Here is a 13,631-nt window from a genome sequence, read left to right as displayed (position 1 = left end):
TATGCGTTGGAAGTAAATGCTTGTAGAAAAATTTATAGTACAAATTTTCTTAAAGAAAATAAATTTGAATTTCCAGAAAAATTAAAGTGGGAAGATATACCAGGGCACTTTTATTTGTTGAATCGAGCAAATACATGCATGGCGTTGCCGGAAGTAGGATTCTTTTATCGTATAAATCAAGGGGGACAAATAACAGCAGGCGGTGGGAAATCCAGATTGGATATGATTCCGATATTTCAACAGTTGTTAGATGTCCAAAACAAAAATGATTTTAATGAAACGGAGCGTGCTTATGTAGTTGGATTAATTTTGAATTATTCGTTATGGAGTATCAATGTTACTAATTTAGAATATATTGCTCCGTTGTTGGATGGACTTCATGGATTATTTTCAGAGTTAGATAAGAAAGATACTGAATTTTACTTAAATAATATTTCAAATAAAAAAAATCTGGAAAGTAAATTATTCGAAATAGTCAAAAATGAAAAATATTTGCTCTTAAGGGATTATGACGAAAGAGAAAAAATACTTGGAGAATATGGAGAAAAGAAAAAAGGTCTTATTTATGGTGGATTAAAATGTATTCAAGATCATGGATTGATATATACAATAAAATGGTCCTTAAAAAAATATCTTTTTAAATAATTAACAGATTTAATAGTTTGAAACAAAGGGGAAAATATAATGAATGAAGCTATATGCTTTTTAAATAAAAATACAGAAATACAAACAGTTGTATATTGGATAAATAAAACGTCCGAATATAGAACGATTGTGGAAATTTTAAACAATATATATGTTGATGATTTTATAATTATTGGAAAATTTGATCAGGAGTTTGGAAATGAGATTGTAAAGAAATGTGAAACAGAAATAGAAAAATATAATGAAGAATATTGTAGTAAAGTTGCTTATGTAAATCAAAATGAATTTAAAGGTAAAAAGCAGAAGTGGGCGTTATATACAACAAATATAATGCCTAAAGAATTAATAACAGCATTAATATGGAAGCCAAACTATTTATTTGCAGAGGTTTTAGAAGGCTATACGGGCGCTTTTAATACATGGGAGATGTTTAAAGAAATTACATCAACGATCATGATAAAGACAATTCGAAAGAATAAAGAACCAAAAATGTTAGTATGGAATAGAAAAGAAGAATCTCAAATAGAATTGAGTGTGATTTTTCCTATGTACAATGTTGCTGCATATTTAGATGAATGTATAAGAAGTGTAACAACATGGAAGGCTCCGTATGTAGAATTTTTATTTGTAAATGATGGTTCTCCAGATAATTCAAGAGATATTGTTTTGGAATGGGGAAAGAAAGACTCACGAATTAAGTTACTAGATAAAGAAAATGGAGGATGTGCTTCAGCACGAGAATTTGGTCTTGAAAAAGCTAAGGGACAGTATGTTGGATTTGTAGATCCAGATGATTTCATAGATGAGAGTATGTTTCGAAAATTGCTTCGCGCAGCAATGATCGGCTCTTATGATGTGAGCTATTGTGGCTATAATGAATTTTATGAAAATACAAAAACAACAAAGAGGGTAAAGGATGCATTAGGATGGCCGTATTGTGATGGAACAACGGATCAAAGGAAAATATGGAATTTGATTATGCATTGTCGGGTGGCTATTTGGAGAGGAATTTATAAAAAGAGTTTCTTAGAGAAGAATAAAATACATTTTTATACGGATTTAAGACGATTTGATGATCTTCCATTTAAAATTGAGGTCTTTGCTGCGGCCAAATCTGTAATAGCAATTGATGAATATTTATACTATTACAGATTGTCGCGCCCCGGACAGGATGTTGCAGTGGATGATGAAAGATTGTATGTGCATTTTGATATATTCGATCATCTGGAAGAATCTATTGTGAGCCAAAAAAATCAAATTCTCAATGATTGTTTGCAGGTTAGCAAAGTTCAGACGCATTTATATGCATTGAATAAGATAAAGGCAGAATTTGTAAAAATATATAAGGAACGAGCAAAGAAAGACTTAAATAGAATAAAAAATAAGAAAGAAACATATGAACTTGTAGCAAAATATATTGGCAAAGAGAATGCAGAAGTATATAAAAAGATAATATAAACTTTTAGGAAAGGAATCGGAAGTATTACTGAACGGATAATTATGAACAGAAAAATAAAAAAAACAGAAATAATTTTGATTATGTGTCTTTCAATGTTGTATGTACTGCTTTTTTCTTACAGCACATCTCCATTGTTCCCATATTATTATGGTGGAGATTCAGCACAATTTTTAACAATAGGTAAAGCATGGTATTTAGGAAAGGTGCCATATATTGATTTGTTTGATCATAAAGGACCGTTTATCTTTTGGATTGATATGTTGGGTTTTTGGTTGGCAAATGGACAAAAATATGGTGTGGCTTTTATTCAGTGTTTCTTTTTGTTTTTTTCGTTAATTGCATTTTATAAAATTAGTCAGTTGTTTTATGAAAATAAGGTATATGGATTTATGGTGGTTATTATTACCCTTATTATAATGAAACGCAATTACGGAGATGGAAATACTGTTGAGGAATATTGCATTCCATTCATTAGTTGGTCTTTTTATGAAATTATTAAATATTGGAAAGAGAGGAAAAATAACAGTGAACATTGCATTATAGCGGGAGGGCTATATGGGGTAACTTTTGGAATTTGTTTGACGACCAGAATTACAAATTTTATACCGATTTGTGCAGGGATACTTTTTATATTTATATATTTGGTCTACAAGAGAAAATATACAAATATTAAAAATAACATTATATCTGGTTTAATGGGAAGTGGAATTGTGATTATTCCATTTGTGGTATATTTTGCATTAAAACGTGGATTGTATGAATGCATTTATGGTACATTATTATATAATTTTGAATATGCAGAGGGAAGAAAATCCTGGTTATTAACGGCTTCTGGAAACGATGTAAAGCTATACTTTTTGCTTTATATTCTATCTTTATCTGCTTTTATTATTTCTATAATAGCTTTAATGAAAAAGAAATATGATGAAGCGGGATTGTATTTTTTGACGGGACTTTTGGAGCAAGCTATGTATTTAAGTGGAGATGCATTTCCGCAATATCCTCTAGTATGTGTTGTACAAATTCCTATTATGATAAATTATTTAACAGGTTTACTTTTAGATAAAAAGTGGGAGGAGGTATTATTAGGATTAATTAGCGTAAATATTTTAAGCTTACTTCTCATTAATGACGGGACTTTGATGATTGAAAGCTTCGATTATAGAAAAAATTTTAAAAGTAAAACAGATAGAGAATGGGAGAAATTGCTTGATGAGATCCCTTCAAACGAAAAAAATAGTTTTGTTGTTTATGGTGGAAATGAATTTAAGGAATTATACCTTTTGGAAGATCTAATGCCTTGTTATAAATATTTTGTTATTCAAGAATGGCAAGGAAATCTTAGTCCCGAAACGAAAGGTGCAATCTATGATACCTTTGCTTCAAAACAGGCAAAATGGATATTGACAGATAATGAAACAAATATCATACAAGATATTTTGCAAAACAACTATTTGCGGGTGAATTTTACCGAAAATTATTGTTTATATACTTTGAAAGAGTAGAAAAAATGATAGTAGATGGATATAGAAGACAATATAATGGTTTATTAGATATACTGAAATTTATATTTAGTATTTTGATTGTATTTTCGCATGGGATTTTTTTGGCCGGAGAAGGCGATAAATTGGTTTTTGGTTATGCTCTTATTGGTGTTGAGTTTTTCTTCGTTATATCTGGTTATTTGCTTGTAAATTCAATATATACTAATAAATTAAGCATAAGAGATTATATAATTAGGAGAATAAAGGGATTATATGGATATTTTATTATGGCTTTTATTTTCTGTTCGTCTGTATGGCTATATTTACTAATAATAAATGAACGTCCAGAAAAATGGACATTATTTACGTATATATTGAAGTTGCCATTTGAATTTGCTTTTATGAATAGTTCTGGTATATCAATTGTTGGAGTGAATGGAACTTGGTGGTATATTTCCGCTATGCTTTTTTCTGAGTGGTTGATATACCCGATTATTCGTTACAAAGAAAGTTGGTATCTTTATTACGCTGCACCATTAAGCGTTTTTTTGATAAGTGGTTATATGTCATTTAATTTTGGAACAATCGCAACGGGGGGGGGTCTGGGTTCATAAAGACGGATAATTTGAGAGCTATTTTAGGAGTGGTTTGTGGAACATTGGTTTTTTATTTTGTAGAAAAATTGAAAAACTATGAGATAAAAAAATATGTTATATATGTATGTGACCTTATTGCCATACTAGGTTATGGAGTGATTTGGCTCATTGCATATAATAATACGCCTACGATTCATAGCTATGTAGATGGAAATTTGGGATTTGTAACATTGCCGATTTTATTTGTTTGTGTAAGTATCACATGTTTGAATGAATTTACAAAATGGGAAAGTGTATGCAAATATTTGGGAAAATTGAGTACGTGTATTTATCTTGTTCACTGGCAATGTATGGAACTGGTAAAATCGTTTTATGAAAGAAAAATATTGAATGTTGGAAATGCTACATACCATGAAAAACTTATAGCTTTATTTATATGTAGTTTTATTATTTCTAATACAATATTATGGATTTCAGATTCTATAAAAAGAAATATTAGTAAGAATAAGGATAGGATTTTTGAACATTTAATAGAACATGGACTATAAAATGATGATTAATCCTGAACGTTGATGCTCTCATTTAGGAATGTTGCAAAAACGATGCATTACTTTTTGATGAATTCATTTTACTGGAGGAAAATATGAAAGTATCTTTGATTGTACCATGTTATAATGAGCAAGAATCACTTCCAGTTTTTTATGAGGAAATGATGAAAATCGTAAAAAAGATGTCCTGTCAATATGAACTGATTTTTATAAATGATGGTTCAAAAGATAGAACACTTTCAATTTAAAAAAAAATTTCAGCTGAGAATGACAATGTTACATATATTTCTTTTTCAAGAAATTTTGGAAAAGAAGCTGCAATGTATGCGGGTTTTTGCAATGCAGATGCAGATTATGTAGCAGTTATGGATGCGGATATGCAGGATCCCCCATCACTATTGCCTGAGATGATAAAAATATTAGAGTCTGGCAAATACGATAGTGTTGCGACACGTCGAGAAAACCGTGAAGGAGAACCGCCAATACGTTCGTGGTTTGCTAGAAAATTTTATCAGCTTATTAATAAAATTTCTGATGCAGATATTGTAGATGGAGCAAGAGATTTTCGGTTGATGAAACGGGAAATGGTGAGTGCAATCGTATCGATGGGAGAGTATAATCGATTTTCAAAAGGTATTTTTGGATGGATTGGATTTAAAACATATTGGTTACCTTATAAAAATGTTGAGCGTGTAGCGGGTGAAACGAAATGGAATTTTTGGAAATTATTTAAGTATGCTATTGATGGAATTATTAATTTTTCGGAAGTGCCTCTTAGTATTGCATCGTGGAGTGGAATTGGAATGACATTTATAGCATTTATTATGATGCTTATCATTATAATTAGAAGGGTGTGCTTTGGAGATCCAGTTGCAGGATGGGCATCTACTATGTGTGCAATTATTTTTATTGGAGCAATACAGCTTTTTAGTATTGGTATTATGGGGCAATACATAGCAAAGACTTATAATGAAGCAAAGCATAGACCGCATTATATTATTTCTGAATCAAATAAGGAAACAGTAAAAAAAGTGAATTAATCTTTATGCTACGGAGGATAAAAAATGAACACGACCCTCATCATCATGGCCGCTGGCATTGGTTCCCGCTTCGGAACCGGTATCAAGCAGCTTGCGAAAATGGCTCCCAACGGGGAGATTATCATGGATTTTTCAATTTATGATGCGAAAGAAGCAGGATTCACAAAGGTTGTCTTTGTAATTCGCAAGGCGATTGAGAAAGAATTCAAAGAAGTGATCGGGAACCGATTGTCTAAGGTCATGCCGGTCGAGTATGTTTATCAGGAGTTGGAGGATCTGCCAGAAGGATATGAAGTCCCAGTGGGGCGTGTGAAACCTTGGGGTACAGGACAGGCGATCCTGGCTTGTAAGGATATCGTGAAAGAGCCGTTTGTGATTATCAATGCAGATGACTATTATGGAAAGGAAGCATTTGTCAAGCTGCATGATTTCCTGATTTCGGGAGAGCACGAGGACGGGAAAATACCTCTGGCGATGGCGGGATTTTCTCTGAAAAATACTTTGAGTGAGAATGGCGCCGTTACTAGAGGTGTCTGTGTGGCAGGTGAAACAGGTTATCTTGTAAAGGTAATTGAGACAACCGGGATTCAGAAGATAGACGGCAAGATTCGGTGCGATAATGCAGAAGTAGAAGGCTGGATTACACCAGACACGATGGTTTCGATGAATATGTGGGCGGGATATCCGGATTTTTTACAATATATTAGGGAAGGTTTTCCTAGATTTCTAGATCAACTAGGTGAGTATCCAGAGAAAAAGGAATATCTCCTTCCGAATATCGTAGCGGAATTGCTGGAAAAAGAAGCGGCTTCGGTTAAGGTGCTTTCTACATCGGATAAATGGATTGGAATTACTTATAAGGAAGACATTGAGCCAGCGCAGGAAAGTTTTAGCCGGATGATAACGGCTGGATGTTATCCAGAAAATTTATGGATATAATTAAAGAAGCAGAATTGTTACGAAAGGGAAGAAGTAGATTGTGGCAAGTTGGTTGTTTTACATAGCTGTTTTTTTGAAACAATTTTATCTGTTCCCAAGCGGCAGTATTGGGATTGCAGATCTGTTTTTTGCGGCTGCCTGTGTGATGACATTTTATGAAACATGGAAGAACCGGACAAAATTATTTTACCGGGAGGATCTTCCGTGGGTTTTTTTTCTCATCTTTGCTGCTATCATTAATGGAATCTATTTTATCCGGACTTCCAATCGGGAGTTCCCGTTGCATACGATGTATTGGATTTATTCCGCGTGTCTGATATGGATGTTCAGGACATTGTATTCGGAAGATTTTATGCGGGGCTTGTGCTGGATTTGCCGTATCAATATGGTATTCCAGCTGCTTGTTTTATTCTCTGGACATGGGCGTTATTTCCATGAATCCTGGGGCGGTGCCCGGTTTATGGGAACTTTCAATGATCCGAATCAGTTTGCATTTTTTATTTTTACCATGATGCTGGTACTTTTTATGGGGTATCGGCGGAAAGCGATTTATACGGCAAAAACACGTATCGGCTTCTGGGGAATGTTTCTGTTGGGAGTGTTTTTGATAGGAAAGGCAAAATCAACGGGGATGTTTGTCGGTCTGCTTGTATTCTTTTGTGTGCTTATCGGACAGATTTTCTGGGACAGATGCTGCCATTCGAAGCGGAAAAAGCTGTGGTGGATAGGCGGCGCGGTTTTTGTGGTGCTGCTGGCTGTCGGGGTATATAGGATCCTGCCGGGGGCTGATTTTGATGTTTCCCAGACGAGCTACACGCTTTTTTCGCGGATTCAGCAGAAACTCTGGAAACTGGCAAATGGCAATCTTTATGATTTGCTTTACGATCGAAGTGCAGAACGCTTGGTATTGGAACCGCAGTATTTATTATATGGGGCAGGAGAGGGCTTTTTTGAGCGGTTTATTCCATATGATGGGTTTGAAAAGCTTCTGAGCCCGGGCGTGTTTGATGTATTTCATGTGAATGAGATTCATTCGAGCTTTTTTGATGTCTGGTTTTCGTATGGTATCATTCCGGCGGCGGTGCTTGTATATTGGATTGTACGAAATGTGATTCGATGTGATCGGGCACAGCGCGCGGCGGTGCTGGCGCTGTTGGCGGAAAGTTTTACGCTGATGAATTGCCGTCAGCCGTTTTTCTGGTTTGTGATTGTGATGGCGGGGATGAGCGGACGGGAAATGTGTGTGGATGAAAGAGCGACTGAGGAGTAAAAACTCAGCCGTTCTTTTTTATAAAGTGACCGCTTTGCTGGAATTGCTATTTTCATAGAATAGTATATGTAAGGGGAGGATGCAAGAAGAAAAGAAGTTGAAAAATAGATTGGGTAAATCTTTGCAAATTCTTTTTTGAAATGATACAATACAAGAAAAATCTTTGCAAAAAGAAGTGAGGATTTATGATATTTTTAAAGCTAAAATATTATTTCAGTAAATTCAAAATCTGCATCTATATATGTGGAGTCATTCTTGTTCTGTTTACGTTTGTGACATTGTTAAGACAAGTGAATCTTTTCACGCGAGCAGATTCTCAAACCCTATTAGGTATAATCGGAACATTGCTTGGAGCAGTTATCGGTGCTGTTTTTTCATTGCTTGGATCTATATGGGTCAACACACAGCAGCGAAAAGAAGAATTGAATAGGAAAAGAGCGCAGGAAATTTATCGACCGCTTTATGATGAACTTGTAAACATCCATAAAAACATATTGAAAGAAAATCCATATCCTTCTCTTATTGAATTCAGGACGGGGCATCAGACGATGAAACCGCATCCACAGTATGCTGAATGGCGGAAGATAGAATTGGACAGCCGTTATCTTCAGATCCCAGCGGAGTTGAAGAGACAAATGGAACGCCTGTTTGGTGCGCTGGATGGTTATTTAACGAAACGAAAAGGGGCGTCGGATGAAGTGAAGAGAATTCTTGATTCTGTTTTAGAGGAATTCAAACTGCCGCCTTGCAGAATGGAAAATTTTGGAAGTGTGGTATTAGGGGATGTTATGGGTGGTAAAAGGAAGGGAATTTATGGAGAGAGTATGTATTTTATGGAAGAGGATGTGCCGGATGAAGCTGTCATAGAAAAAGTAAATACACGCTTTTATGAGGTGGCGGATGAAAGCATAATTTTGAAGGACATGAAGGATGTTTATAATGGCTGGATGCGGGAAGAAGAGATGGCAATTAAAATATTGGAGTTGCTGATTCGGATGGCTGAGAAGTAGAGGAACGTTTTGAATGATGATCTTGCCATTCAAACTATCAAATGTTAATATTAATCATATAAATATGATTAATATTATGAACAGGCAAAGCAACAACTTCGAAAGGAGTGTGTCAATATGGGGATTTTTGTGAATTCGGATAATTCAGCGTTTCAAGTTGCGTTGAATTCGGAAATCTATATTGATAAAACAGGTTTGTTGACGTATACCAATAAGGTGATGAATACATTGCAGGGATATATTTGCAATAGCCGTCCCAGAAGGTTCGGAAAGTCGATTACGGCGGATATGCTGACAGCGTATTACAGTAAGGGCTGCGATTCAGGGAATATGTTTTCTGGACTTGAAATTAGTCAGAGCCCGGATTTCAAGGAACATCTAAACCGATATGATGTGATTCACTGGGATATCCAGTGGTGTATAGGAGCTGCTGGGGGTGCCGACAGGGTTGTATCGTATATTACAGAGAAAACGATTGAGGAATTAAGAAAATACTATTCAGAAGCAATACCGAGTGACACGTGTTCGCTTCCAGAAGCACTGTCATTTATTTGTAATGCAACGAAGAATAAGTTTGTTGTAATTATTGATGAGTGGGATGTTCTGATTCGTGATATGGCGGCGAATTCGAAAATTCAGGATGAATATATAAGTTTCCTGAGGGGATTGTTTAAGGGAACGGAACCGACCAAGTATATTCAACTTGCTTATTTGACGGGCATTCTTCCTATTAAAAAAGAGAAAACCCAGTCGGCACTGAACAATTTTGACGAATTTACGATGTTGAGCGCGGGTCGCTTGTCTCCGTATATTGGATTTACGGAGGCGGAGGTGAAAGAACTTTCAGAACGCTATCAGGTGGAATTTGATAAGGTAAAGGCGTGGTATGATGGATATGTTCTAAGAAATTGTCAGGTTTATAATCCCAAAGCAGTTGTGAGTGTCATGCTAGATGGTGAATTTAAGAGCTATTGGTCGGAAACCGCGTCTTATGAGGCGATTGTGCCGCTCATTAATATGGATTATGACGGACTGAAAACGGCAATTATCGAAATGCTGTCTGGAGTTGAAGTGAAGGTAGATACATCAACATTTGGAAATGATATTTCGAATATTCAGAGTAAAGACGATGTGCTGACATATATGATTCATTTGGGGTATTTAGGCTATGATCAGGCGAAAAAGATGGCGTTTGTTCCGAATGAAGAAATTCGGCAGGAGTTGACTAAGGCGGTAGAAAGTAAACGCTGGAATGAGATGTTTCTGTTTCAGCAAGAGTCGGAGAGGTTGTTGGATGCAACATTGGATTTGGACGAGGAAGTAGTAGCATCACAGCTCGGGAAGATTCATGATGAATATGTATCTGTTATTCAATATCATAATGAAAATTCTTTGAGCAGTGTTCTCGCGATTGCTTATCTGAGTTCGATGCAATATTATTTTAAACCAGTTCGGGAACTACCGACAGGACGTGGATTTGCGGATTTTGTATTTATACCAAAACCAGAGTACAAGAATGATTATCCGGCGCTGGTAATTGAACTTAAATGGAATCAGAATGCACAGACTGCGCTGCAGCAAATCAAAGAAAAGAACTATCCAGAATCGATTTTAAATTATATGGGAAATATTTTATTGGTTGGAATTAATTATGATAAGGTAAGGAAGGAACATACGTGTCGAATTGAAACATATGGAAAAAATTAATGTATATTTTTGACATAGTAAAAATTATCGTTATATACAGCAATGGCTAAAAGTCCGTCCCATAAACTTTTAGCCATTTTCAGTTAAATAAATAACCTCTCTATCTTTAAGAATCCTTCCCTTTCTGCAATCTCGTCAATTCTCTCCAAATCGTCAAAAGCATCGTTCCAAAGCAGGCAATTCCGCCGACAAAGTTGGAAATCGGTTCGGCGGCGAATACGCCGTTGGTGCCCATTCCGAACATACCTGGCAGCAGGATTGTCAGCGGAACGACGATGATTACTTTTCGGAAAATAGAGAAAAAGATCGCTTTTTTGGATTTGCCCAGACCGACGAAAATCGACTGTCCGGAGAATTGGAGCGACATCATAAAGAATCCGAAAAAGTATAAGCGGATCGCCGGAATACCTGCTGCGATGAGTTCGGCATCCTGGTTAAAAATGCGGATAAAGAATGCCGGGAAACCATCGACGATCAGCCAGATACCGGTTGTATATAAAATTGCAATAAAAGAGGTAAACACGATCGCCTTTTTAACGCGTCCGTATTCTTTTGCTCCATAATTGAAACCGAGCACCGGTTGGGCGCTGTGGGTGACGCCGGTTACCGGAAGCGTTGCAATTTCACGGATGGAGTTGATAACGGTCATAACGCCGACGTAGAGATCGCCGCCGTATACCTGTAAGGTTGCATTGCACATGATCTGGACGGTGCAGTTGGTGATCGCCATCGTAAAACCGGACAGACCGAGACCGACGATTTTCCGGACTCTCCGTGCGGAAAGACGCATGGAAGAACATTTCAGTTTCAGAATTGTTTTGTCACTGGTTAAAAACCGCAGAATCCAGATAGCGGAGAGAAGCTGCGACAGGATGGTGGCGAGCGCCGCGCCGCGGATTCCCATGTGAAGCACAAAGATAAAAATCGGGTCGAGCAGGATATTGGCGGCAGCGCCTAAAAGGACGGTCATCATGCCGATGCGCCCGAAGCCCTGTGAATTGATGAACGAGTTCATGCCAAGCCCGACCATCACGAACAGGCTGCCGAGCAGATAGATCGTAATGTAGGCATCCGCATATGGATAAGTAGCGTCGCTGGCGCCGAACAGATACAGCATTGGTTTGCGGAATATCAGGCAGAGCACGGTCAGAAGCACACCGGAAATAAGCATCATGGAGAAGGAATTTCCCATGATTGCCTCGGCTTCTTTGATATCCCCGCGCCCGCGTTCGATCGAGCAGAGCGGAGCACCGCCCATGCCAAACAGGTTGGCAAATGCGATGACGAGCGTGATGATTGGCAGTGAAAGCCCGATGCCGGTCAAAGATAGAGTGGCGTGATCGGGAATGCGCCCGATATAGATGCGGTCGACGATGTTGTACAGGACATTGATAAGCTGCGCCAGCGTCATCGGGATTGCGAGATTCATGATATTTTTAACGATACTTCCTTTGGAGAAATCGTTCTGTGTATTGGAATTACTCATACAAACTCCTTTTTTTCTTGCGTTTGGATACAACCTGATATTATAATAAAGTAAAAGAAATTTGTCCAGAGAGAAAGACATTCAAAAAAGGAAGTTCGATATTGCACAAATAAGAGATTTGTGCTATTCTCAAAGAAAACGAAAGGGGTATGTATTATGCCGAGAGGACCAAAACGTTCTGCATTAGAAGTAAACAAAGAGAAGCTGGCAGCGGTAGAAGAGAAGCTGGCTAAATTAGAAGAAACCGTTAAAGCTCTGAAAGCAGAGAAAAAGGAATTAGCGGCTGAGATCCGTAAAGCTGAATTAAGCGAATTACTGGATGCGATCGAAGAGAGCAATTTAAGCGTAAACGATGTTCATGAGTTTATCAAACAGAATTCTGAGCAGAAATAAATTAAAAAGCGATAAATCATTGTATTCAAAGAATGAAAAGAGAACTGGAAATTAGGGACAGCCTGGTTTCTGGTTCTTTTTTGTTTTGTGAAAAAACGTTTGTAAACGAAATATATGAAAGAATGCCGGTGCCGAAACAGAGGGTTGTTTGAATCGGATTTGAGCCGGGATTGGCGGATGAAATCGGCTTAATGATAAAAAGGAACCGTGCAAAAGAAAGGTGCATATGCTACAATAGGAATATTCAATCAGAGGAACTTGAGATGACTTCTTTGATCAAACCGGTACCTCAAAGAGAAATAGAAGGAAAAAAACAAGGTTCCGGGAAAAGAACCGCTCAGATGTTAAAAAAGAAAGAGAAGGGAATGAATATGGATCATAATACGCTACTTGGGGTTTTGATTCCGTTTGCCGGTACGACGGCGGGAGCAGCTTGCGTCTTTTTTTTGAAAAATGAGTTAAAGCCGATCATCCAGAAAACGCTTTTGGGGTTTGCATCGGGGGTGATGGTGGCGGCGTCGGTCTGGTCACTTTTAATTCCATCGATGAATATGTGCGAAGCGATGGGGCGTCTGGCATTTCTGCCGGCATCTATTGGGTTTATGGTGGGTATTCTGATGCTGCTTTTGCTGGATCGCCTGATTCCGCATCTGCATCTGGGAAGTGATGAGCCGGAGGGACATATGTGCGGGCTCAAGAAGACAACGATGCTGGTTCTGGCGGTCACACTTCACAATATCCCGGAGGGCATGGCAGTCGGAGTGGTGTTTGCCGGATTCTTAGCAGAAAAGAGCGGCATCACGCTTGCAGCGGCGCTGGCACTTTCACTTGGAATTGCAATTCAGAACTTCCCGGAGGGAGCGATCATTTCCCTGCCGCTTCGGAGTGAGTCGGGGATGAGCCGGAAAAAGGCATTTGCGATGGGAACACTCTCCGGTATCGTCGAGCCGATCGGGGCGCTTGCGACGATCGCCGCGTACCGCTATCTGGAACCGGTTCTGCCGGTTCTCCTGGCGCTTGCAGCAGGGGCGATGATTTACGTGGTTGTGGAGGA

At 37.8% G+C, this 13,631-nt stretch carries 12 protein-coding genes and 1 pseudogene; 12 read left to right on the top strand and 1 reads right to left on the bottom strand.

The window, feature by feature from the left end; all coding sequences use genetic code 11:
• The 10 genes and pseudogenes from QVO97_RS10885 to QVO97_RS10840 form a co-directional block, all read left to right on the top strand.
• The coding region (locus tag QVO97_RS10885) for a hypothetical protein (protein ID WP_288189678.1) at positions 1-645 on the top strand (645 nt) is incomplete at its 5' end.
• A 39-nt stretch (positions 646-684) separates the two neighbouring features.
• On the top strand, positions 685-2,103 hold the full coding sequence (locus QVO97_RS10880) for a glycosyltransferase (protein WP_022360349.1): 1,419 nt from the start codon (positions 685-687) through the stop codon (positions 2,101-2,103).
• Between the two features lie 42 nt (positions 2,104-2,145).
• Positions 2,146-3,609 carry a glycosyltransferase family 39 protein gene (locus QVO97_RS10875; RefSeq protein WP_022360348.1) on the top strand — a complete coding sequence of 488 codons (1,464 nt, stop codon included), beginning with the start codon at positions 2,146-2,148 and terminating at the stop codon, positions 3,607-3,609.
• 5 nt (positions 3,610-3,614) lie between these two features.
• Positions 3,615-4,202, top strand: coding sequence for an acyltransferase family protein (locus QVO97_RS10870; RefSeq protein WP_022360347.1), 588 nt, complete (start codon positions 3,615-3,617; stop codon positions 4,200-4,202).
• 11 nt (positions 4,203-4,213) lie between these two features.
• Positions 4,214-4,732 (top strand): acyltransferase family protein, encoded by a 519-nt coding sequence (locus QVO97_RS10865; protein ID WP_288189676.1) that lies wholly within the window; start codon positions 4,214-4,216, stop codon positions 4,730-4,732.
• A gap of 95 nt (positions 4,733-4,827) precedes the next feature.
• A pseudogene (locus QVO97_RS10860) lies at positions 4,828-5,772 on the top strand (glycosyltransferase family 2 protein).
• Positions 5,773-5,796: 24 nt separating this feature from the next.
• Complete coding sequence (locus QVO97_RS10855; RefSeq protein ID WP_022360343.1) at positions 5,797-6,711, top strand: sugar phosphate nucleotidyltransferase; 915 nt, start codon at positions 5,797-5,799, stop codon at positions 6,709-6,711.
• Between the two features lie 385 nt (positions 6,712-7,096).
• Positions 7,097-7,981 (top strand): O-antigen ligase family protein, encoded by an 885-nt coding sequence (locus QVO97_RS10850; RefSeq protein ID WP_288189674.1) that lies wholly within the window; start codon positions 7,097-7,099, stop codon positions 7,979-7,981.
• A gap of 185 nt (positions 7,982-8,166) precedes the next feature.
• Positions 8,167-8,991, top strand: coding sequence for a hypothetical protein (locus QVO97_RS10845; RefSeq protein ID WP_022360341.1), 825 nt, complete (start codon positions 8,167-8,169; stop codon positions 8,989-8,991).
• Between the two features lie 117 nt (positions 8,992-9,108).
• Positions 9,109-10,698, top strand: a complete 1,590-nt coding sequence (locus tag QVO97_RS10840; protein ID WP_022360340.1) for an AAA family ATPase — start codon at positions 9,109-9,111, stop codon at positions 10,696-10,698.
• Positions 10,699-10,804: 106 nt separating this feature from the next.
• Here the strand turns inward: QVO97_RS10840 and QVO97_RS10835 are convergent, their stop codons facing one another.
• On the bottom strand, positions 10,805-12,184 hold the full coding sequence (locus QVO97_RS10835; protein ID WP_022360339.1) for an MATE family efflux transporter: 1,380 nt from the start codon (positions 12,182-12,184) through the stop codon (positions 10,805-10,807).
• A gap of 156 nt (positions 12,185-12,340) precedes the next feature.
• On the opposite strand from QVO97_RS10835, the gene QVO97_RS10830 reads away from it, so the two are divergent.
• Both QVO97_RS10830 and QVO97_RS10825 read left to right on the top strand, forming a co-directional pair.
• Complete coding sequence (locus QVO97_RS10830) at positions 12,341-12,577, top strand: hypothetical protein (RefSeq protein WP_022360338.1); 237 nt, start codon at positions 12,341-12,343, stop codon at positions 12,575-12,577.
• Positions 12,578-12,918: 341 nt separating this feature from the next.
• A partial coding sequence (locus QVO97_RS10825; protein WP_288189671.1) for a ZIP family metal transporter occupies positions 12,919-13,631 on the top strand: 713 nt, incomplete at its 3' end.

It is taken from the genome of Clostridium sp. CAG:43, from assembly GCF_000434655.1.
Classification (GTDB): Bacteria; Bacillota; Clostridia; order Lachnospirales; family Lachnospiraceae; genus Otoolea; species Otoolea fessa.
The sequence above is the reverse complement of the archived record's forward strand: the minus strand, read 5'-3'. Positions and strand labels throughout refer to the sequence as shown.